26 protein-coding genes are annotated in these 21654 nt (G+C 71.0%); 19 read left to right on the forward strand and 7 right to left on the reverse strand.

Annotated elements, in window-relative coordinates:
* Nucleotides 1-13: 13 nt before the first annotated feature.
* From AC07FV_RS24225 to AC07FV_RS24255, 7 genes are all read right to left on the reverse strand, one after another.
* Complete coding sequence (locus tag AC07FV_RS24225) at nucleotides 14-1528, reverse strand: VirB4 family type IV secretion system protein (RefSeq protein WP_345961581.1); 1515 nt, start codon at nucleotides 1526-1528, stop codon at nucleotides 14-16.
* Between the two features lie 28 nt (nucleotides 1529-1556).
* Complete coding sequence (locus AC07FV_RS24230) at nucleotides 1557-2018, reverse strand: DUF6238 family protein (RefSeq protein ID WP_442749425.1); 462 nt, start codon at nucleotides 2016-2018, stop codon at nucleotides 1557-1559.
* 91 nt (nucleotides 2019-2109) lie between these two features.
* A complete protein-coding gene (locus tag AC07FV_RS24235) occupies nucleotides 2110-3582 on the reverse strand; it encodes an SCO6880 family protein (RefSeq protein ID WP_479089369.1) in 1473 nt (490 codons plus the stop codon).
* 81 nt (nucleotides 3583-3663) lie between these two features.
* Entirely contained in the window at nucleotides 3664-5046 is a 1383-nt protein-coding gene (locus tag AC07FV_RS24240) for an SCO6881 family protein (protein WP_442749427.1), read from the reverse strand.
* Between the two features lie 36 nt (nucleotides 5047-5082).
* Nucleotides 5083-5775 (reverse strand): hypothetical protein, encoded by a 693-nt coding sequence (locus tag AC07FV_RS24245; protein WP_127433486.1) that lies wholly within the window; start codon nucleotides 5773-5775, stop codon nucleotides 5083-5085.
* Complete coding sequence (locus tag AC07FV_RS24250; protein WP_054100372.1) at nucleotides 5775-6089, reverse strand: DUF6112 family protein; 315 nt, start codon at nucleotides 6087-6089, stop codon at nucleotides 5775-5777. The genes AC07FV_RS24245 and AC07FV_RS24250 overlap by 1 nt, the downstream gene beginning before the upstream one ends.
* Nucleotides 6090-6227: 138 nt before the next feature.
* A complete protein-coding gene (locus AC07FV_RS24255) occupies nucleotides 6228-7349 on the reverse strand; it encodes a C40 family peptidase (protein ID WP_479089370.1) in 1122 nt (373 codons plus the stop codon).
* Between the two features lie 512 nt (nucleotides 7350-7861).
* Here AC07FV_RS24255 and AC07FV_RS24260 point away from each other — a divergent pair.
* The 19 genes from AC07FV_RS24260 to AC07FV_RS24350 all read left to right on the forward strand — a co-directional run bounded on the left by AC07FV_RS24260 (nucleotide 7862) and on the right by AC07FV_RS24350 (nucleotide 21627).
* Nucleotides 7862-8617, forward strand: a complete 756-nt coding sequence (locus AC07FV_RS24260; protein WP_479089371.1) for a DNA-methyltransferase — start codon at nucleotides 7862-7864, stop codon at nucleotides 8615-8617.
* Between the two features lie 251 nt (nucleotides 8618-8868).
* Nucleotides 8869-9420, forward strand: coding sequence for a DUF4913 domain-containing protein (locus tag AC07FV_RS24265; protein ID WP_179342576.1), 552 nt, complete (start codon nucleotides 8869-8871; stop codon nucleotides 9418-9420).
* Nucleotides 9417-9902 (forward strand): hypothetical protein, encoded by a 486-nt coding sequence (locus AC07FV_RS24270; RefSeq protein WP_054100375.1) that lies wholly within the window; start codon nucleotides 9417-9419, stop codon nucleotides 9900-9902. The genes AC07FV_RS24265 and AC07FV_RS24270 overlap by 4 nt, the downstream gene beginning before the upstream one ends.
* Before the next feature lie 18 nt (nucleotides 9903-9920).
* A complete protein-coding gene (locus AC07FV_RS24275; RefSeq protein ID WP_479089372.1) occupies nucleotides 9921-10619 on the forward strand; it encodes a hypothetical protein in 699 nt (232 codons plus the stop codon).
* 25 nt (nucleotides 10620-10644) lie between these two features.
* A complete protein-coding gene (locus tag AC07FV_RS24280) occupies nucleotides 10645-11388 on the forward strand; it encodes a hypothetical protein (protein WP_479089373.1) in 744 nt (247 codons plus the stop codon).
* Nucleotides 11389-11568: 180 nt separating this feature from the next.
* Nucleotides 11569-11889 carry an SH3 domain-containing protein gene (locus AC07FV_RS24285; protein ID WP_479089492.1) on the forward strand — a complete coding sequence of 107 codons (321 nt, stop codon included), beginning with the start codon at nucleotides 11569-11571 and terminating at the stop codon, nucleotides 11887-11889.
* 100 nt (nucleotides 11890-11989) lie between these two features.
* Entirely contained in the window at nucleotides 11990-12472 is a 483-nt protein-coding gene (locus AC07FV_RS24290) for a hypothetical protein (RefSeq protein ID WP_479089374.1), read from the forward strand.
* Entirely contained in the window at nucleotides 12469-12912 is a 444-nt protein-coding gene (locus AC07FV_RS24295; RefSeq protein ID WP_479089375.1) for a hypothetical protein, read from the forward strand. Before AC07FV_RS24290 ends, AC07FV_RS24295 begins: the two co-directional genes overlap by 4 nt.
* Before the next feature lie 10 nt (nucleotides 12913-12922).
* Nucleotides 12923-13336 (forward strand): hypothetical protein, encoded by a 414-nt coding sequence (locus tag AC07FV_RS24300; protein WP_479089376.1) that lies wholly within the window; start codon nucleotides 12923-12925, stop codon nucleotides 13334-13336.
* A 47-nt stretch (nucleotides 13337-13383) separates the two neighbouring features.
* Nucleotides 13384-14226: a winged helix-turn-helix transcriptional regulator gene (locus tag AC07FV_RS24305; protein ID WP_061441565.1), complete on the forward strand. Its 843-nt coding sequence runs from the start codon at nucleotides 13384-13386 to the stop codon at nucleotides 14224-14226.
* Entirely contained in the window at nucleotides 14223-14738 is a 516-nt protein-coding gene (locus AC07FV_RS24310; protein ID WP_479089377.1) for a regulator, read from the forward strand. The genes AC07FV_RS24305 and AC07FV_RS24310 overlap by 4 nt, the downstream gene beginning before the upstream one ends.
* A gap of 44 nt (nucleotides 14739-14782) precedes the next feature.
* Nucleotides 14783-15970 (forward strand): MFS transporter, encoded by a 1188-nt coding sequence (locus tag AC07FV_RS24315; protein WP_479089378.1) that lies wholly within the window; start codon nucleotides 14783-14785, stop codon nucleotides 15968-15970.
* A gap of 29 nt (nucleotides 15971-15999) precedes the next feature.
* Nucleotides 16000-16302: a hypothetical protein gene (locus AC07FV_RS24320; protein WP_479089379.1), complete on the forward strand. Its 303-nt coding sequence runs from the start codon at nucleotides 16000-16002 to the stop codon at nucleotides 16300-16302.
* A gap of 50 nt (nucleotides 16303-16352) precedes the next feature.
* Nucleotides 16353-17597: an ATP-grasp domain-containing protein gene (locus tag AC07FV_RS24325; protein WP_479089380.1), complete on the forward strand. Its 1245-nt coding sequence runs from the start codon at nucleotides 16353-16355 to the stop codon at nucleotides 17595-17597.
* Complete coding sequence (locus tag AC07FV_RS24330) at nucleotides 17594-18745, forward strand: MFS transporter (protein ID WP_479089381.1); 1152 nt, start codon at nucleotides 17594-17596, stop codon at nucleotides 18743-18745. The genes AC07FV_RS24325 and AC07FV_RS24330 overlap by 4 nt, the downstream gene beginning before the upstream one ends.
* On the forward strand, nucleotides 18742-19371 hold the full coding sequence (locus tag AC07FV_RS24335) for an HAD family hydrolase (protein ID WP_406721952.1): 630 nt from the start codon (nucleotides 18742-18744) through the stop codon (nucleotides 19369-19371). The genes AC07FV_RS24330 and AC07FV_RS24335 overlap by 4 nt, the downstream gene beginning before the upstream one ends.
* 24 nt (nucleotides 19372-19395) lie before the next feature.
* Nucleotides 19396-20262, forward strand: a complete 867-nt coding sequence (locus AC07FV_RS24340) for an SPDY domain-containing protein (RefSeq protein WP_469643589.1) — start codon at nucleotides 19396-19398, stop codon at nucleotides 20260-20262.
* A 28-nt stretch (nucleotides 20263-20290) separates the two neighbouring features.
* On the forward strand, nucleotides 20291-20779 hold the full coding sequence (locus tag AC07FV_RS24345) for a hypothetical protein (RefSeq protein WP_479089382.1): 489 nt from the start codon (nucleotides 20291-20293) through the stop codon (nucleotides 20777-20779).
* Between the two features lie 101 nt (nucleotides 20780-20880).
* Nucleotides 20881-21627 carry an SPDY domain-containing protein gene (locus tag AC07FV_RS24350; protein WP_479089383.1) on the forward strand — a complete coding sequence of 249 codons (747 nt, stop codon included), beginning with the start codon at nucleotides 20881-20883 and terminating at the stop codon, nucleotides 21625-21627.
* Nucleotides 21628-21654 lie beyond the last annotated feature (27 nt).

Here is a 21654-nt window from a genome sequence, read left to right on the forward strand (position 1 = left end):
GGCCTTTTGCTCCTCAGTGCATACGGGCGTCGGTATCGAAGAGCGCCAATTCGTGGCTGTGCAGGAGGTGCTGCACGATGAAGCTCCGACCTGCGACTTTCCACAATCCGCGCCCTCGGTTGAGGTGGGCGATGGCGTCCATCTCGACGGAGGTCAGGCCGAGCAGGGAGGCTGCGGCGTGGAGCTGGTCGGTCTCCTGGCGGTAGATGATCCGGGTGGAGCAGTCCGCCAGGAGGCCCTCGGCCAGGGCGCGCCCCTGTGATCCGGCGTCGCCAGCGGTGAGCAGGTCGGACAGCCGGTGGATCACCATGAGGTTGGCGATGCCGAGGCCGCGGGAGAGCTTCCATTGGGCTTGCATGCGTTGGAGGAGGCCGACGTGCCGCATCAGGCGCCATGCCTCGTCGTACACGATCCAGCGCCGGCCGCCGCCGGGGTCGGAGAGGGCGGATTCCATCCAGGCGCTCGCGCAGGTCATCGCGAGGACGAGGGCGGTGTCGTCCCCGGAGCCGCCGAGGCGGGACAGGTCGATGGTGAGCATCGGCGCATTCGGATCGAAGGCGACGGTGGAGGGGGCGTCGAACATGCCGGCCAGGTCGCCGTGGACCAGGCGCCGCATGGCGTGGGCCAGGTCGCGGGCTGCGTCGCCGAGCTGGCCCGACATCATCCCGGCGGCCTCATCGAGGTCGGTCGGGTTGTTGAGGGTGGCGGCGATGTCGCCGAGGAGCGGGGTGCGGTGTGTGTCGGCGGCGCGGGTGACGACGGCGTCGAGGGCGACGTCCAGGGCGGTGTGCTCCATGGGCATCAGGTCCCGGCCCAGGACGGTCCGGGCCAGGGAGCCGAGCAGGAGCAGGCGCCGCTTGCGGATCTCGCCGACCCAGTCGGCCTCGGCCACGCTGTCCGGGCGCGGGGCTGCGTCCAGGGGGTTCAGGCGTCCGGGCAGTCCGGGACCGAGGGCGACGGACCGGCCGCCGAGGGCTTCGGCCACCGGCGTCCACTCGCCCTTCGGGTCGCACGGGACGTAGACGCGGTATCCGAAGGCGACCGACCGCAGCGCGAAAGACTTGGCCAGCGCGCTCTTGCCCTGGCCGATCACGCCGGCGAGCAGCAGGTTCGGGTTGGTGAACCCCTCGACCTTGCCGTACAGCGCGAACGGGTCGAAGACGAATGACGCCTCGGCGTGGACGTCGCGGCCGATGTAGATGCCCTCGGCGCCGAGTCCGCCTTCGGCGAGGAAGGGATAGGCGCCGGCCGCGACGGCGGTGGTCATGCGGTGGGCCGGAAGTTTCAGCCGGTTCCCGCGGGCGGAGGCGGGACCGGGGCGTCCGCTCGGTGGGTAGAGCGGGACGGGCATCTGCTGCTCGGGGCGGGTGCTTTCGCTCTGGTGGGCGCTGGCTTCGGCGCGAGCTTTGGCGGCGGCCTCGGCGAGCTGGCGGCGGGCGGCCTTGCGGCTGGCGCGGTCGGTGCCGTGGGGGGTGAACAGCGGGCTGGCGGACGCGCGGCGGGCGCGACGGGCGGGCCGGTGGCTCATCGGGGGCCCTCGATTCTGCGGGTGGTGCTCATCGCACGCAGGCCGTGGCGTGCGGGCGGAGGTCGGTGGGGGTGGTCTTGCGGCGGACGACGTGTCCGGCGGCGAGGTGGCGTTGGCAGATCGTCAGCACGGGCCGGCCCTCGGGGAGCCGTTCCGGATGACAGGCGCTCGTCGCGGTGGTGGCCTCGGTCGTGCCGGGCAGCAGATGGAAGGCGGCGTGGACTTCGGTGGTGGCCTGCCAGAGCCTGGTGTGGGCGGTGGCCAGGTGGCGTCCGGCGGCCGGGTGCGGGGGCCGGGTGTGGTCGGCGAGCAGGTCCAGAAGCTGGAGCAGAGCGGTGAGGTGGGCGTGCAGTACGTCGAGGTGCAGACGGTCCACGGGCCTGGGCGGGTCTGCGTCCGACGGCGCCAGGGCTCGTGCGTGGTGGCGGATGCCGGCGCTCGCGGCGCGGAGGTAGGGGTGCGCGTCGTCGGGGCGCGGGGGAGAGGTCAAAGGTGGTGGTCCTTCCTGCCGGTCGGCAGGGCGGCGACGGGAGTCCCGTCGCGGGTGATCCGGAGGGCAGTGGGCCAGGGCACGCTCTGGTTCATGGGGCGGTGCGGGCGAGCGGGAGCGCGGAGAGGGCGAAGGCGTCCGGCTGCTGGTAGTTGAGCCTGCGGAGATCGACGCCGGAGGTGACGGCGTGGGTCTCGATCTGTGCGCAGGCGGCGTCCAGGAGTGCGTCGGTCTCGGCGGTGACGGTGACCAGGCCGGTCAGTGCCACGTCCGCGTGCCCGGCGATGAGCTGGCGTTCGCGGGTCTTGACGTCGGCGTACTCGACGGAATCCTCTTCGGAGTCGACCTGCCCGCGGCGGGCGCGCTCGTTGGCGTCGGCGATGATCGCGGCCTTCTTGCGCTGGACGTCCCGCAGTGCCGACTCGAGTCCCTGCGGCACGTAGATAAGGGAGAGGCTGCGGCGCACACCGGCCGTGAACATGATCCCGTGCAGGAACCCTGCCCCCATCTCGGTCCTCGGCCAGTTCTCCACCCAGTACGTCGCGTGCCGCGCGCTGTCGGTGGCGAGGCGGTCGTACTCCTCGAACTGCACGACGGGCCCGGCGGCTGCGGGGTCGGCCTCGGCACGGCCGGTCTCGGACCACTGCTGGAGCGCGGCGAGCGCCTTGGGGTCGTAGGCGGTGCGGATGACGGCGGTGATCTCCCGCGCGCTCAGCCAGCCGGTGACCATCAGGCCGGCGTTGCGGGCGGCCTGGGCGATGGAGGCGGTGGTCTGCTGCATGACGGTGAACGCACCGGGCAGCCCTCCGCCGGCCTGATTGATCAGGCGCCGGGCGGCCTTGAGGTCGAGGGAGATGGCGAGGTAGGTCTCGTGCGGAGCGGCGGCCGGGCCGGCCGAGGCGACCAGTTCGGAGTAGATCTGCCCAGCGACGGGAGCTTGGGGTTGCCCGTTCTGGGTCCAGTGGCGGGTGAGCGTGTCACCGCTGTCGGGCACGGTGCGCTCCAGTATCTGGACGGTGGCGACGTGCCCAGTGCGGGCGATGCCGGCGAGGGCGCGTCCCCAGCTGGTGACGTTGTGGTTCTGGGTGGCGGGGTCGAGGAGGGCGAAGGCGCGGCTGGTGACGCGGGCGATGGCGGTCAGGGTTTGCTGGTGCGGGTCGTGGACGGCCGCAGCCTGGTTGGCGGAGTCGCCGGGGGTGACCACCTTCAGGGAGGCGGCGGTGCCGGGAAGGTGGAGGACGCCGTCCTGCCTTGGTCGGGTGACGGGCCGGGCGAGCCAGAGGGTCTGGCCGGTGCGGCGGCGGTGCGTGTACCGGGTGACGATCGGTGCCCAGTCGATGAGGGAGCGGCCGTGGCGGCGGATGGCGACGAGTGCGCCGGATGCCGCCCACAGCGGTGCCAGGGCAACGGCGCCGAGTAGCCCGGTGGAGATCACCGTCATTAGCAGCAGGGCCAGTGAGCAGGAGACGAGGACGAGTTGGGGCAGGGAGAGGCCGAGGAGGATGCCGCGGCGGCTCCGGTGGGGGAACTTCACCGTGACCGGAGCAACAGAGAGGTCAGTCATGGGGGCGGGTCCTGGAGACGCGGGTGGAGGCCGGGGGCGGGAGGTGGTGTGCACGTCTCGCCCCTGGGCGTCGGGCAGGGGTCAGAGGCCGGTCGGAGGCGGCGGCGGTGCCGATCCGCTCGACGCGGCGTCCTGTGAGCCGGAGGACGGGGGTGCGCCCTGTGGAGGCGGTGTCGTTGTCGGCGGAGTGGTCTGCCATCCGCCGCCCTGGCCGGACGCGGCATTCGCGCCGGATCCGCCAGAACCTGGGGTGCCTCCCACCTGGCCGCTGGTGTCGTCGGACACGCTGGTCGGCGCGGGCTGGACGGCTTTCTCCAGGCCGGGCTTGACGGCATCGCCGCCGGGCGAGCTTCCCGTACCACCGCCCTGCGAACCGTCCTTGCCTTCGCCGCCGGTCGGGTCGGTGGCGACGTCGCCGGGGAATCCGCCGCCGTCGGGGCCTTGCGGTGCGGCACTCCCCATGGCGGCAGCGCCACCTGCTCCGGCTGCGGCGCCACCGGTTCCGGCGGTGGCTGCGGCTGCGGCGGCCTTGCGGGCGGCCTTCTCGGCGTGGGCCTTGGCGATCTGGGCCCCGGCGCCACCGGCACGGTGGATGGACTCGCCGTCGGTGCCGTCGGCTGCCCAGTGCACGAATTTGAAGACGGCGTACGGGCACAGCAGCACCAGGACCATGATCACGATGCCGGACATGACGTCGGCGAGCGCGGCGATGCCGTCATTGGCTTCGGTCTTGCCCATGGCGGCGATACCGAGAACGAAGATGACGGTCATCAGGAGCTTGGAGACGACGAGGGTGGCGGTGGCTTCGATCCAGCCCTTGCGCCAGCGCCGGGCGACTTCCCAGCCGCCGCCGGCGGAGGCGAAGACCGCGAGGGTGACCATGACGAGGATGCCGACCTTGCGGACCATCATCACGCACCAGTAGAGGAAGGCGCCGATGGCGGCGCCGAGCCCGGTGACGACCGGGACGAGCCAGCCGAGACCGGACAGCGCCCCGATTTGGCTGACCTTCACCACGCGGCGCACGGCCGATTCGATGTTCAGGTGTGCGGCTTTGAACAGGCCGTCGCTGACGGCGTCCACGACCTCGATGGCGACTGTGGTCAGGGCGATGGCGCAGAAGGCGAACAGGACTCCGGACGCGGTGCCCGTGAATGCTTGGGTAAGGGCTTGCCCGTCGCGTCTGATGGCGGCCCGGACCAGTTGCGCGCAGAAGGTGGCGACCAGCAGGACCAGGCCCAGCGGCAACAGCATTTCGTAGTTGTCGCGGAACCACCCGGCGTTCAGATCGACCTTGGTGGTGGTGTTGACGGCTTCGGCGGCCAGGTCGGCTGCGGCGGCTGCCAGTTCACCGGCGGACTTCGCCATCCAGTCACCGATGGCTTTGCCCGGGTCCGAGGCGAAGTCCACCGCGTCGCCGACGGCGCACAGTTTGTCCGCCAGGGGGAAATCACAGAAGCCCACGAGGAGTTACTCCTCCTTTCGTGTCTCAGGCGCGGGTCACTGCGTGACGCTCGGTGCGATGGCGGCCAGGGTGCAGTCGTGGTTCGGGCGGCACTGGACGGCCAGGGTCACGGCGCGTTCCTCGGCTCCGCCGCCGCCCTTCTTCCAGCTGAGGGTCTGCTTGCCGTTGACGGTGACGACGTAGATGTACGCCTCGGTGATCGCGGACGGATCCTCGGCCAGCGCCTGTTTGAACGCGCCGGGGTAGTGGCCTTCGGTGATGTGGGCGGTGGCGTGCTGGTCCTGGTCGGCCATTCGTGACCACAGCACGGGGTCGGGGACCTGGCCTGCGACCGAGGTCCAGTCGGCGTACTTGGTCTCGGTGGTCATCCAGGCGCGCATGCCGGCGAGTTGCTGGTCGCGGCTGGTGTCGCGGGTGTCGTAGGACCAGAGCATCTGGGCCGCTGCCTTGGCGTAGGCGACCGGCTCGGCGATCTGGGGCGGCTTGGGCACCGACCCGGACCCGGAGGAAGGCTTGGGAGCAGCCTCGGAGTGGGACGGGCCGCCCGTGGGAGCCGGTGGCGCGGCATCGGGAGTCTGCTGGCCGTTGCCACCGCCGGTCAGCAGGGCAACGACCCCGGCGAGGGCAAGCAAAACGGCGACAACGGTGGCGCCGATCGCGATGCGCTGGTTCGTCGACCAGCCCGACCCGTACGAGGACAGCGAAGAGGAGGGGAAGCGTTTCCGCATCAGTGGACCTGCGATCCCAGGCCGGAGAAGAAGGCCACGATGCCGTTCGCGGCACCCAGACCGAGGGCGGCGCCGGCGGCGACGACGGCGCCCTTCTTCCCGTTGGCCTCGGCCTGGTGTCCACCGGTGTGGTGGCCCCAGGCCCATACGCCGAGCGAGACGGCGAGGGCGCCGACGACGGCGATGATCCCGAACATGTTGATGCTGTTGACCACGTTCTTCAGCACGGCGAGGCCAGGCAACCCGCCGCCTTTGGGCGTGATTCCTGGGTCGTAGGCGAGCTGGATGACGCGGTCTGCGAGAGGGACGGACATAGGTGGTGCGAGGCTCCTTGCATACGCGGGCCCGGCGAGGCCCAACGGGAAGGTGAAAGCGGAGGGAGAGGCGAGCGAAGGGCACGGAAGTGGCCGCGTCAGCCCGGCCCGCCCGGGCTGACACCGGGCGGGGCGGCGTCAGAGGACGCGGCGGACGGCGAGAATGTCCCAGTCCTTGATCGGGGTGATCCGCACCGGCTTGGTGGTGCGCGGCGCCTCGATCACGAGGCCCTCGCCCATGTACATGCCGACGTGCTCAGGCCGTGCGGCGGTACCGCGGCTGAAGATCAGGTCGCCGGGCTTGAGGTGAGCGGGCGAGGCAGCCTTGCCTTCGTTGACCTGCGTGTATGTGGTGCGGGTGAGCGTGGTGCCGGCATGGGCGTACGCCTGCTGCATCAGGCTGGAGCAGTCGCAGCGGCCCATGGGGTCGGGGCCGTGCGCGTTGGTGCAGGATCCGCCCCACTGGTAGAGCGTGCCGAGCTGGTGCATCGCCCACTCGATGGCCTTACGGGCCTTCGGGTCGGCGTCCTGGGGGATCGAGTAGCCCTTGGGGACGCTCCCTTCGGGGATGCGGCCGAAGCCGGAACCGTCCTGGCCCGGCGCGCAGCCGGTCGTACTGGTCGACGGCTTCTCGTCCTTGTCATCCGTGGCATCCCCGGCGCCGGGGAAGGTCTTGACGATGGCGGCCTGCAGCGCGGTGGCCAGGTTCTCCCACTGCGCGTACGCGTCCGGCAGGCCGGACTTCTGCACGGCTTGGGCGGCCTGGGTGACGGCCATCTGCTGCCAGCCGTCCACCTTGAGCAAGTGCTTGTAGAACTGCTCGCTCGCGTAGGTTGGGTCGCGGATCTGCTGGGCGCTGCCCCACCCCTGGGACGGACGCTGCTGGAAGAGACCGAGGGAATCGCGGTCCCCGTAGCCCAGGTTGCGCAGCCGGCTCTCCTGCATCGCCGTGGCGAGCGCGATGATCTGTCCCTTCTTGGGAACGTCGAGCGAGAGGCCGGCGGCCACGATCGTCGCCGCGTTGGGGACCTGCTCGGAGGGCAGGTCCAGGCCCTCAATGTCAACGTCCTTGCCGGACGCGCCGTCGAGAACCTTGGTGACCTGCTCGGCGACCTTGTCGCTGTCGATGTCGGTCAGGCAGTTGCTGAAGGAGCTGCTGCTCTGTACGGCTTCGGCGGAGGAGGCGAGCATCATGCCGGTGCCGGCTAGCAGGATCGGGGAGAGGAAGACGACGCCGATGCTGGCGACGAGTGCCTTCAACCCGAGCGGACCGCTCGCCGGTCAGCGGGTTCGGGCATGGATGGGTGGTCAGACGTCATGAACGAGTCCTTCGGGATGTGGTGTCCGGCGTGTCGCGTGCGCGAGGCGTGGTGGAAGGGCGTGGCAGCCGGGGTGGGCGATCGGAGGCGGGCCGGTGCGGGGGAGTTGCCGCTCGCTCCGCGCGGCCGTGCTGTGAGCTAGGTGTGCCGGGGCAGGGGTATCTCCATGAGGTGTGGCGAGGATGTAGCCAGCGGCGGTGTGCGCCGGGCGGTTCAAAAACAGTAGGTGCGGATCGGCGGTTGACCAAAAAGCTCGGCGTGAGGTGCCGGAAACCGGTACATCGGTAAGGGTTTCTTGGTCGTCGGCGGATTCGCCTCTACAGTTTTTTGACTCCCCCTCGCCCTCCTCGGTCTGCGGCCACGGGCTTCTGTATGCCCGGTTCCGGCCCGCGAGGACGCTTGTGCGAGGCGGTGTTTCCCTCCGCGATTCCGCACTCGAATAGGGGTTCCTCTTTGCCTTTTTCCCTGCACCAGGGCGACGCTCTGTCCGTTCTCTCCGGCCTTCCGGACGGCTGCGTCGACTCCGTCATCACTGACCCGCCGTACAACAGTGGCGGCCGGACCGCGAAGGAGCGCACCACCCGCTCCGCGAAGCAGAAGTACACCTCCGCCGATTCTAAGAACGACCTTGCCGACTTCACCGGCGAGAACATGGACCAGCGCTCCTACGGCTTTTGGCTGACGCAGATCATGACTGAGGCGCACCGGCTGACGAAGACCGGCGGGACCGCGCTGCTGTTCACCGACTGGCGTCAGCTCCCCACGACGACGGACGCGATCCAGGCGGCCGGGTGGCTGTGGCGGGGTGTGCTGGCCTGGCACAAGCCGCAGGCCAGGCCCCAGAAGGGCCGGTTCACCCAGAACTGCGAATTCATCGTCTGGGCGTCCAAGGGGCCGATCGACGGCTCCCGGAACCCGGTCTACCTACCGGGTATGTACTCGGCTTCGCAGCCCTCGGGGTCCAAGCGCCAGCACATCACGCAGAAGCCGGTCGAGGTGATGCGCGAGCTGGTCAAGATCAGCCCCGAAGGCGGCACGGTCCTCGACTTCTGCGCCGGCTCCGGCTCCACGGGCGTCGCCGCCCTGCTGGAAGGCCGGGACTTCATCGGCGTGGAGAAGACCGAGCACTACGCGTCGATCGCGGCCGACCGGCTCACCGAGACGATCCGCGCCACCCTCACCAAGGACGACGTGGTTCTCGCAACCTGAGCTGCGTCCTCTCCTGCCGCCAAGGCAACCGGCTCCCTGCTGAGCCGGCGGCGGAGCACCGCCGGAGCGGACGTGCAATTTCACTGCCCGGTCCGTGCAAGGACGCCTTCGCCTTTCTCCCAACCCGTGTCTCGTAGGAGGCTGAACTTTCAATGTCCGAATCCGCAAGGCCGTCTGACGATGGGGAGCTGGAGCCGGTTCGTATTCCGGATCCGCAGTTGGAGGGAATCGAGGCGAGCGTGCGGCGGCTCATGGAGCAGTCGGCGCAACAGGCTCAGCAGCTCGACCACCTCGCATCCGCGCCGGCGCCGAGCGGGTCACCGTTCGCCGCGTTCGGTATGCCGGGACTCGGCGGGCCTCCGGCCGCCGTTCCGCCGGAGCCTCGCCCGATCCTGGAACTCGACGGGGAGGAACGGGAAGACGAACTCGACGCCCTCTCGGACTGGGTCGACGACTTCTTCCTCCCGGTCTACGGAGCGGAGGTCACCACCGCGGCACCTTGGTGCCTGCAGTGGCAGGAACACGACGACGTCGTGGCCTGGCTCCACGCCCTTTGGCTCGCCTACCAGCAGCACAAGGACCCCGAAGCCGGGCTCTCCGGCCTGTTCGTGTGGCACCGCGACTTCCTCACCCACGCCGTCGCCGCGATCCGCGCGCCGGGCGGACCGCTGTCGGCCTGCATGACCTCCCCCGACCGGCCCGCGCACCGTCTCCTGCCCGGCCCGCCGCCGTCCGTACGCACCGAGACCGCGGCCACGGCGGATGGCGCTGGCACTGCCGAGCCGGGCGAGCCGACGCCATGACCGCGGGAGCGGGACAGCCCGCCTTCGGACTGAGCTTCGACCCCCGCGCGCTGACCGATCTCCTCCAGGCCCCCAGCGATATCCGCGACCTCACCCTCGCCTACCTGCAGGAAGTCGTGAACGCCCAGCGCTTCGGACAGCGTCTCGACGGCGACCTGGAGGGATTCCGGAAGCTGTTCGTGGACCGCCGCAAGGACTGGCGCGTCGTCTACGGCGTCCGCCCGGCGCCCGCGGAATCCGCCCACCCCAAGGAGATCCACGTCGTCGCGGTACGGCCGCGTGCGGGCAACGACGTCTACGACGAGGTCGGCCGCCGCCTGGGGATGACCCGCCGGCCGCTGAGCGCTCGGACGCACGCGGCCCGCTCGCGTTCCCCGCAGCTGACCACCCGTCCTCCCAAGCCCCGGCCCGGTCCGCCGCCTGCCGCACTGCCGGGCCTGCCCCGTCCCGCACCCAACCCCGCGCACCATCCCACCCGCTGAACGCACGGAGCGCCGCCCATGCCCCCTCAACCCGCGCCGACACCCACCCGGCGTGCGGTCACGCAGCTCGACCACCGCCTCGAAGCGGTCACCGGCCACGACATCGACACCCTGTGGACCTACCGCGACCGCGGCACCCTCGACGAGCCACACACCCAGCTGGTCGACCGGCACCGCACCCTGGCCAACGCCCAGATCGGCGTCACCTTCTACCTCAAGCTGCTCAACCGTCTCACGAGCGGTGAGTTCCCTGTCGACGGTGCCCTCTTCGTACGCATCGACCGCACCGTGGACCAGCTGGAGGAAGCCGCCAACGCGCGCGACGCCGCCGCCCAAGAGGTGCTCGCCGCCCTGGAGCCCATCGAGGCCGCCGCCGCAGCATCGACGCCCGACGAAGGACGACTCTCGACCGACGACCGGGCGGCACTGCTCGCCATCGCTGGCAGTGCCAAGCTCCACGAACACCTGCTGACAGGCCGACTGTCCGTGACCGCCTCCTCCGGCACCCGCATCCCCTATCCCCAGATGCAGCAGCTGGAACGCGCCGGCCTCACCGTCCGGGACACCAGCCACCCTGTGCACGCCGGCCAGCCCGTCTCCCTCACCGACGCCGGACGAGCCGCACTGCTGGACGCCCGCCGGACTCCTGCAACGCATGCGCCTACGAGCCCGGCTCGCCCCGGCGCCCCGCCGTCCACTCCAGCGAAGCGGCGCTGAACTGCACCGATCCACCGAAAGGCTCTTGTTGTCCCCCACCGAACCGGCGCCGGCCCGGAAGACCATCCCCCACGTCGACTTCGAGCTGGACGACCTCGACTCCGACGAGGAGAGGTACCTCGACTTCTACCGCAAGGTCGCTGTCCACGAGGACATGCTCGTCCCCCTCGCCGAACACCACGACGGCCCGAACAGCTACTACGTGCTGTTCGACCGCACCGCCACCTGGGGACGCCCCGGCATGCCCCAGGTGCTCGCCGTGCATCTGCAACGGGACCACGAAAAAAGCATGTTCAGCTTCGAGCACGCTCAGCTGCCGCTGCCCGCGATGGCGCAGTCCTGGCTCATCCACCGCGGCTGCCCGCCCGACGCCATCGGCCTCCACCCCGAACTGGGCCCGCCACCGGCGGACGAGGCCACGCGAGCACTAGAGCGACGCCTCGTCGGCGACGGCGACCACTACGCCATGGGCTACTCCTACACCAGCGACGACCCGGACGACATGGTCATCGTCGTGGTACTGCGTGCACACGACGAGCAAGTCCCCAGCCCGTTCCGCGTGGTGGTCGAGGAGGTCGATACCGAGACGTGGACGCACACCTTGCGGGAGGGCGGCTTCGACACGGCCGGAGAGGCCCTGCAGTGGTGGGACGACCGCCTCACCGGCAAGGCCGGGCCGCTCCCGCCGGTCCGCCCGGCAGCCACCCCCAGCCGCCCGGCAGGTGTAGCGAAGGCCCCTGCCCCACACCCGCCCGGCCGCTCTCGCTGAGCGCTGTTCCAGTCGCGGGCGGCGCAACATAGCCGACGATCGCCGGTTAGCCAAACCGCCGATTCTCCGGACTCTTATACAGCCGCCGGGACAACTCCTGCGGCCACTTCCCCGCATTCCCTGTGCCTTCACGGAGGTTTCTTCCGCATGCGCTCCACCCGAATCGCCATATCCGCGGCGATGCCCGGCGCGCTCGGGCTGCCGGCGCTGTCCGCCACGCCCGCCAGCGCCGCGACCGTACCCACCGCAGCAACCGCCACCCCTGCCGTGAGCTGCCACAACCTGCCGCCGCTCCCGTACGCGGTGCACACCAAGGCCGTGACCATCCGGTCCAAGGCCAGCTCGAAGTCCACCGCGCTCGGTGTGCTCTACAAGAGCCACAAGTTCAGCGTGTCCAAGAAGAGCGGCAACTGGCTCTACATCACGGACAAGACGACCGGCGTCAAGGGCTGGGTCTCCGGCACCTACGTCTACCGCGACGTCCGCATGTGTCTGGACTGAGTGACCGGATCCAGCACGTCCCGCCCAGCGGCGGGGGCACCGAGTACAGCCGCCCCTCACATTCCGCAGGCACCGGCCCATCCAGAACAGGAGATCCCTTTTGACCGACGGCATATCCGATGAGTCTGCGGATGTCGTGGGCGTGCTCACCGAACGGATCGAGGCCCGCTTCGACATGGGCATGGACCAGTTGAAGGCCGCGGTCGCCGCCGCTCCGACCGCGAACCCCGACGCCACTGACGTCGTCAAGTCGCACGGCCTGCTCGTCGAGGCCCAGTCCGTGCTGGAGCGCGCAGAGGACGACCTCCTCGCCGCCCTTGAGACCCAGCCCAGCGAGGTCGACGACCCGACGATGGGCCTCGCCCATCGGGTGAACTCCGCCGTCACCACCCGCGACGGCCGGGCCATGGTCGTGCGGTGGCTCCTCGACCCGGACGCCCCGGGAAAGAAGGACCTCGCCGCAGAGCGCCTGGCCCGCCTCCGGCCCCGAAGCGGCCCGGCGGTGCAGACCAGCGCCCCCAACCGGCCGGCAGGGACACTCGCACCAGCGTCGGCGTGGCGGCCGGCGAGGTCCGCCCGATGAGCCGGGACAAGGCCAGCACCATGGACACCGACCTGCAGAAGGTCTTCGGGAACCCGGTACCCGAGCTGTACGAGGCTGCTGCCGGCCACGATGCCTCACCCGAGCTAGCCCGTGCCCTGGAGCTGCGCTCGTTCCTGGCGCTCACCGAGGAGCAGGTCGCCCGCGTCCGCGACCGCGTCCACGCCGACATGGACCCCGAGCGGGACATGGGCGAACTGTCGGCGGACAAGCTCCGCTTCGACGCGCAGTGGCTGGAAGCAGCACTGGAGGCCCGCGACGGCTACCGCGCAGCCCTCGGCGAGCTGCTGCGCACCATGCCTCCGCCTGCAAAGCAAACCCGGCCCGCTCGCACGTCACAGCTCAAGGCCACCGCCACCCTGCCCCCGTCTGCCGCCCCGGCACCCCAGCGTGCCGGGGCGGCCCGGGCCCGCCGACCGTGAAAGCCCCCGATTGCCCCACCTCACGTCCACCGACATAGCCGACCGGATCGAGGACCTGTACGGCGCACCGCTCGCCGACCTCGAAGCCCATGCACAGGACCAGCCACCCGGCATGCTGTCCGCCCTGCTCGGCATGCACGGCGCCCTCGCCCTGGCCGAGCGCAGCATCGACTTCCACCGCGACCAGCTGGCCCGGCTCGTCCACCCCGAGCGGCAGATCGGCCCGCACGAGGTGTCCCACCTCCTCGACGCTATCCGCCGGCTCACCGAAGCCGTCGCCATCCGTGAGACCCAGGCCACATCGGTCGCAGCCGTCCTGCAGAGCCTGGCCCGCGTCCCGGCTCCGACGTCTGCCTCTCCGACTCCCGCGCCGCCTGCCCCGTCCGCGCCCCTTATGGCGCAGAGCGCGGCGCACAGCCGTTGACCCGACCCCCAGGCGATTCCCCCTTCTTTAACCCAGGAGTTCCTCCCTTGGCCATCACCGCTCTGCCCCCCGATGCCGACGCCGACATCGCCCGGGTCACCGAGGCCCTCGCCATGATCACCCCGCGCTGGAACGTGAGGATCCTGCTGGCCCTCTCCGGCCCGCCGCTGCGCTACAGCGAGTTGGCGGCCAAGGTGTCCTGGCTGCAGAACGGCCAGCTCCACCCCAAATTGAAGTCGTTGTGCGACGCCGGTCTCGTCGAGCGCACCGAACACACCGCACGGCATGTCACCTACGGCCACACCGAGCGAGCCACTGCCCTGCTGCCGATCCTGCCGATGATCGTCACCTGGGCCGAAGAGCACCTGGAGAAGGCGGAGCGCCCGCTGGCCGCGATCGAGCAGATCGAGGACAGCCTCACCCTGCTCACCCGGCGCCATGCTGCCGCCATCCTGTGGGTGCTCAAGTCGCGTAAGGAGGTCAGTGGTCGGGTTCTGGCCCGGATCGTGATGCCCAGCAGCGACTGGACCAACATCTATCCGCCGTTGCGCCAGCTCGTTGCCGACGGTCTGGCCGATACCGAGGGAAACGGCCGGCCCTACCGGCTGTCCGCCGCCGGCGACGCCCTGGGCCCCGTCCTCGGCACGCTGTCCGCCTGGTCCGCCGGGCAACCCCTCGACCAGGCAGCCAGCCACCCCGTCTGGGGGCAGCCGCAGGCCAAGAGCGCGCCGAGGCCGTGGGTCAGCAGCCCGTCACGGCCGGCGCCCGTGGCGCTTCCACCTGCTCGGGCGGTTGGGTCGTCCCCGGTGTGGCACCACCGCGACCTCTTCTCGCACGCTGCCACCGGCCGCCCGACGGCAGCCATCCCGGCGGGAGGCCCGCGCCGATGAGCACTTCCTTCACCCCTGCCGAAGCGCGCCAGGTCATCGACCTGCTGGCCTCACGCTCCTTGATCCGTCTGGTCACCGAGATCGACGACAACGGCGCCATACCGCCGCGACGGCTCGCCGGCACCCTGCCCGACCTTTCCGCGCACCAACTGCGCAGTGCATCCGACACAGCCCGTGCCCACGGCCTCGTCCGGGTCGCGCCCGGCGCCGGTCTGGAACTCACGGACTCCGGGATGGAACTGGCCGACTTGTACGACGCGCTAGCCCGGTGGGCGCGGCGTCACTCGGCCCCCGCCGCCGTCTGCGAGTTCAGCAGCCGCATCCAGCACGTTCTCGGCCTGCTGGCACCCTCACTCACCCCCGGGAACGCCGACCGCCCCGCACCCCTGCCCGACGCGCACCCGATCAGCGCGGAGGCTGAGGCGGACCTAGCGCGTGTCCGCACGCACCTGATCCAGTGGCTGGCCGGCAACCCCCAGGTGACCAGGGCCGAGCCCGAGCGGGCCGCGTGAGCGCAGCGGTCACACCCCGGCACGCACGCCACACGGCCGGGCTGATGAGCAGCATTTACCTGCCGCGCACGGCGGACGCGTTGGCATTCGCGATGTCCACCTACGGCATCCCGTTGCTCGTTCTGGCCACGACTGGATCCGCCGTACTGACAGGGGCCGCCTTCGCCCTGGAGTGGATCCCGCGCCTGGCAGCGTTCGGGTGGGCCGGGTCGATCGTCGACCGACGCGGCGCCTCGGTGGTCTTCCACCTCGCCTCCCTGGGACGGGCGCTGGCTCTCGCCGCCGGCGCTGTCCTGCTGTACCTCTACCCGTCCGGTGCTGCGGCGAGCGTGACGGTGATGGTGCTGGCGGCGGCGACCGGTGTGCTCACTGAGTTCAGCTACATCGCCGTCGAGACTGCAGGTGCCGCCGCCGGCCGACGAGCGGGACCTCGGGCTCACCGTGTCCAGGCTGCCCTGCTCGGCATCGACCAGACGGCGACCTTGGCCGGACCGGCGCTCGCCGGCGTGCTGCTGCTCGCCGGGCCGCCGTCGATGCTCGCGGTGGTCACCGTGCTCTCGCTGCTTGCCGCGCTGCTCGCCCTGCGCATACCGCCCTCACCCGTGGCCCCGGCCCGCGCGCCGAAGGGGCGGCCCGGCGCCGGGCTCGTCACCGGGTGGCGCACCATCCGCGCGCTCCCCGCGCTCGGCTGGTTGGTGGCCGGGCTGACCCTGTCCAACCTGTCTATCGGCCTTCTCCAGGCAGCCGGTCCGGTGATCGTCGTCCAGCACTTCGGGCAGTCCACCACGGCCGTCGGCCTGGTGTGGTCCGCCGCAGCGGCGGCCACTTTGGTGGCCGTCACCGTCTGTCGGTTCGCGTTGGACCGCCTGGGCCTGTGGCCGGTGGGAGTCGCCTGCTCCGTCATCGCTTCGCTCGCCTGTCTCGCAGCCGCCCTGGCCCCCGACTACCTGTCCTACCTGGTCATGGTCGCGGTCCTGATGGCAGCCGATGGCGGCTTGGCGGTCGTCCTGCGCACCCTGCGCTCCCGCCTGATCCCCCCGGAGGCATTCGGCAGCACCCTGTCGGCCACCATCCTCATCCTCCTGCTGCCCTTCCCCCTCGCCGGCGTGCTCACCGCGCTCACCCCGCCCGACGCGCTGGGCCACGTCATCACCGCCTGTGCCGCCCTGCAAACCCTCGGCCTGTTCTGCGCCTTCGCCCGCCTGCGCACCGACCCTGCCCTGCGCGCCTGACCCGGCTGTCCCGCCCGTGGAGGACCCCTATGACCATCGCCGCCCTCGGGTCGCACCGAGCGACCGGCCGCACCATCACCGAGCAGTTCCACGCCTTCGACGCCCGCAACCCGCACGTGTACCGATCCCTCGAACGCATGGCCGCCCGCCGCCTGGCCGCCGGCGCCACCCGGATCAGCCTCAAGGACCTCTTCGAAGACCTGCGACGCCAACTCCCGTACGGCGTCGCCGGGCTGAACAACAACTTCACCGCTCTCTACGCCCGTCGCCTCATCGACGACCACCCTTACTGGTCCCACGCGTTCGAGCTGCGCCGGCGCCGCGCCGCCTGAGACACCCCCTTTTCCCTGCCCTGCCGTCCCTTGATACGGAGAATTCCCTCTTGCCCGCTCGCCCTGTTGTACTTGTCGTCGCTCCCGGAGATGAGAACTACCGCGGCTACTGCCTTGAGCAGGTCGCCGACGCCTACAGAGTCGTGCTGCTCACCGGCACCGAACCCTCGTGGGAGAAGCCGCACATCACCGATCACGCCGTCGTGGACCTCAGCGATCCTGCCGCGCTGTTGGCGGGGGGCCGGGCCCTGGCCGCACGCCACGACTTCGCCGGTGTCATGACCTGGGACGAGTGGAGTGTGGTCACGACCGCCCGACTCGCCCGCCAGCTCGGCTTGTCCACCACCGCGCCCGAAGTGATGCAGGGGTGCCGCAACAAGGCCACCGCTCGGTCGCTGTTCGCCCGCCACGGCGTGCCCTCGGCCGCTTCGGTGAGCGTGCGTACCCGGCAGGAGGCCGAAGCCGCCGCCGACCGGATCGGCTATCCCGTGGTGCTGAAGCCTGCCTCACACGCGGGTGCCATCGGCGTGCTCCGCGTCGATGACCGCGACCAGCTCACGGCCGCCTACCGGGCGGCCGAACGGACGGCCGGTCAGGGCACCGAGAGCACCAGCGTCCTCGTCGAGGAGTTCCTCGACGGGCCGGAGATCTCCGTGGAGTGTGTCACCTACCGCGGCGCCACCACGGTGGTGGCGGTCAACCGCAAGACCATCAGCCCTCCGCCGCACTTCGAGCAGCTGGCCCACAGTGTGGACGCCGACGACCCGCTCCGGGAGACCGTCGCGCCGGCCGCCCGGGCGGCGATCAACGCCCTCGGCATCACCGACGGCGTCAGCCACATAGAGATGCGCCTCGTCGACGGCAGGCCCCGCCTCATCGAGGTCAACGCTCGCCTGGCCGGAGACATGATCGGCCACCTCGTGCGTCTCGCCACCGGCATCGACCTGGTCCGTGCCGCCGCCGACATCGCCTGCGACCGCACCCCCGACCTCACGCCCACCAGGTCGTCGGCCGCCGCCATCCGGCTCCTCTATCCGGACACCTCCGGCACCCTCACCCACCTCACCTACGACGGGCCCCGCCCGACGTGGCTGGACCGGCTGCACTACCAGTGCCGCCCCGGTGACCTGCTCCTCCTCCCCGCCGACGGAGGAAACCTGTACACCGGCCGGATCGGCTACCTCATCACCACCGCCACCACCGGCCAGCAGGCGCGTGCACGCGCCGACCAGGCTGCTCGTGCCGTCACCGCGGTCCTCGACCGGACCTCCGGCCCCCATAGCGCTGCGGCGTGAGCGCGGTGTCTGCGGCTGACCGGCAGAGCCGGGCGTTGCTGACCGGCTATTTCCTCGGCCTGGGGGCCATCATGGCGGTGTGGGGCGCCCGGATGCCCGCCGTGCAGCAGGCTGCCCACCTCGGCACCGCAGGGCTGGCCCTGGTCCTGCTGGCCGCCGCCGTCGGCATGGTCGCTGGACTGCAGCTCGGAGGCCGCTACGCCCGCCCGGCGCGGCTACCAGCCCAGCTCACCAGTGGGTCCCTCGCCCTGGCCGGGTGCCTCGTCCTGGTGGGGCAAGGCGAGAGCCTGTCCGCGTTGCTGGCGGCGGCTCTCGCGTTCGGTCTCGCGCACGGCGTCCTCGATGTGGCCGCCAACACTGCGGCCGTCCGCTGCCAGAACGCCTTCGGCCGGCCCATCATGTCTGGTCTTCACGCCGCATACTCCCTCGGCGCCCTCGCCGGCGCCGCCCTGGCCGCCCTCACCGCCCAGGCCCCGCACAGCACACTCTTCACCGCAACAGGCGCCCTCCTGGCCGGGGCCGCTGTCGCAGCGGTGCCGGTCACCCGAAGCCTGAGCGGCGCAGACCGACCCGCAATGCGCGCTGGCGCCGAGAAGCTGCCCCTGCTTTCGTCGCCGGGGAAGCTCTGGCTTCTGGCCGCGCTGGCCGCTGCGAGCTTGCTGGGCGAGGGAGCCGCTGCTGACTGGGCCGCCGTGCACCTGCACACCCTGGGTGCCCCGACGGCCGCGAGCGCCACCGCGTTCGCGCTGTACAGCGCGGCCATGGCGGCCGGACGGCTGACCGGTGACCGGCTCACCGCTGCCTTCGGCGCCCCGACAGTCGTACGGGCCGGAGCCCTTCTCGCCACGGCCGGTCTCACCATCGGCGTCATCGGGAACAGCACCCCACTGGCGCTGACGGGCTGGGCGGTCTTCGGACTCGGCCTGTCCACCACCGTCCCCTCGCTCATCACCGCGGCCGGCGCCGGAGGCGCCAAGGCCGTGGCCACGGTCACCGCCACCGGCTACCTCGGTCTCCTCGCCGGCCCGGCCCTCATCGGAGCCCTGGCCAGCGCCACCACCCTGCCCACGGCCCTGCTGCTGCCTGCCCTCCTCGCAGCCGCCGTCGCCGCCCTCGCCCACCGCGCCCTGGAGAACACCACCCCTTGACACCCACCACTGCCCACGCGGGCCTGGACGCCGTCATCCTCGACTACAACGGCGTCATCGGCCTGCAACCCACCACCGACCAGTGGCTCCGCCTGGCCCGCACCGCCCTGTGGCCCGAGGACGACCTCCCCGCCTTCCAGCACGCCTTCTGGACCGCCCGCACCGCCTACGACGCAGGCCACCTCAGCGACCTCGCGTACTGGGCCACGGTCCTCGACCACCACCCCGGTGCCCGCAGGCTGCGTGAACTCCGCGACGCCGATACCGACATGTGGACGTCCATCGACGATCACGTCATCGATGTTCTCCACCAGGCCCACGAGTCCGGGCTGCCGCTGGTCTTGCTGTCGAACGCACCCCGCCACCTCAGCGATGTCCTCGACCGCCGCCCGTGGCGCCGCCTGATGACCCACGCCTTCTACTCGGCCCGGCTCCAGGTCTGCAAACCCGACCCGGCCGCCTACCAGCACGCGATGAACGCCACCGGCGCCGCAGACCCCGACCGCGTCCTCTTCGTGGACGACCGAGACGACAACTGCCATGCAGCCCGCCACCTGGGCCTGCGCACCCTGCACTACACCGGCCACCCCACCGACCTCGCAGCCGCCCTGCAGCCCCCGAACTGACCCGCTTCCTCCCCCCAGGATTCAGTGCCCCACGACGACCACGACACCATCGACGGCGACGTCTACGTCTTCCCACGCCACCTGGCCCGCTCCACCGCGGTCAGCGACCCCGGCCTCGACCCGCTGCACGACCTCGGCTGGGATCTGCACCACGACCACCTCGGCAACGCCTACCTCACGGCCCCCGACGGCAAGGTCCGCCTCGGCTACCTCCCCGAAGGCGACGACGACGGCCTGTGGCGCATCAACGCCTACAAGGACGCCTTCGGCCCACCGGCCTGGGGCGTCTGCTTCAACGACAGCGCGCCCACGGAGTTCGTCACTGCCTTCACCACCGCCCTCGCCGAGGCGTACCGGCAGGGCCCAGACCGCTACCTTGCCCGCCCGCTTGCCGGAAGCACCGACCGTGACCCGTTCCAGGCCGTTGACCCGCTCATCAACCGAGGCTGGTGCTTCGACCGCCCGGATCTAAGGACCTTCGCCATCACCGCACCCGACGGGCTCGCCACGCTGGAATACACCACCGGCGACCTCGACCCGCCGATCGAGCTGGAAACCCGCGACGCGCGCTGGCACCTGTGGGCCGGCACCTCCTCAGCTCGGCCCTACTGGTACGCCACGGCCAGCACCGACACCCCCGCAGCCCTTCTGCGAGCTGTGACCGAGGCCGTGGCCGACCCCGCACCCCTGCCTCGATGGCGGGACGACACTTCCAGCTACGTCAAGGACCACGCCCAGACTTCCCCGATCCACCCGCCCTCTCCGCCGACGCCCACCCCGCTCGACGTCCGGCGGGCCGCAGCGTCCCGCCGCCCGGCCGCGCTTCCCGCGGCCAGCGTTCCGTGCTGGAGCACCACCAGCCGACATGCCCTGCCCGGCCAACGCCGCTGACTCCACTCAACTCCGACCGGAGACCCTCGTGTTCCTGCAGGCTCCCGAGTTCTTCACCGAGCTGTGCCTTCCTTTCCACGAGCACGCCGTCGTGGGCAACACCTACTACGCCGCCCCCGTGCCGGGCACGCCGCTGCGTTTGCGGATTGACTTCACCCGCACCATCCACGCGGACACCTACGGCGGGCTGCGTGTCGCAGTCGTCCACCCGGAACGCGGGGAGATCGACGCGGTGGCACTCAGCTTCGTGGACCACGGAACCTTCCACCGCCGCGACGAAGCCACCAACACCCCTCCGAACACCAAGCAGTACGGCACCTTCGGCACCTACCACCGCCCCGGCCGCCCCCCGTGGGACGGAGCCGTCACCACCAGGTTGCGCGACGCCATCGAGCAGTACACGGCCGTCTGGTTCCCCGGCGCCTGGGCTGCCTCCGCGCCCAAGCGTGCGGCCGGCCCCACGCCGCGCAGCACTCCAGCTCCGCCGACCGTCCCCGCCGGGGCCCGCACCCGCTGAGCCTCGTCCCGATCCCCGCGCCACCTACTCAGCAGGAGCATCTCCTCGTGTTGCCCGACCCACCACGCGACCCCTTCAACAGTCTCGACCCTGCCCAGACCGTGAGAGTTCTCCCGCGTCACCTCGCCGGTCCCGGCCAGGCAGACCTGGAGACGATCTGGGCCTTCCCCTTCGACGACGGATGGCACCTTCACCAGGGACTCGAAGGGATGGTGTTCGCCATCAGCCCCTGCGCCCGGCTGTGGACCCGCTTCGCTCCCAAGCCCGAGGAGCGAGGCGCAGACACGTGGACCATCGGCATGGACCGTGCCCCCTTCGGCCCGCGGGCCTGGGAGATCACCTTCGACGCCACCACCCCCGCCGAGCTCCTGCGCGACGTCCACACCGAACTGCTCGACCTGTACCTGGAAGACCGCCACAGCGACAAGAACCACCTGGTCGAGGATCCGACGGCCCCGCAAGAGGTGTACACGCCGCTCCTCACCCACGGCTGGAGCCACAGCGTCAAAACGGACGGTACGCAGACCTTTCTGCCACCAGAGGGCCTTGGCGGTGTGCGCCACCGGTACGCCACCACTGGGTCCGACGGTCCGGTCTGGCGGGCCTGGGGCGGATACCCGAGCGAACCGCACTGGCAGGCCCAGTTCTCTGCCGGCGCGCCCACCACCCTCGCCGCGGCTTTCACCGCCTCGCTGATCTCCACCGAACCGCTGCACCGGGCCGTGAAGCAGATCCCCTTCCACACCCGTCGTCACCTCTACGTCGCACCGGCTGCAACCCCGCAGCCGCCCAGCCATCTGCCGCCCGCTCTGCCGTCCGCACCCCACCCCGCCGGCCGCGCCCGCTGACCTTCCCCGACCGATCAAGGAGTCCCC

Source organism: Streptomyces sp. NPDC045956, assembly GCF_056430705.1.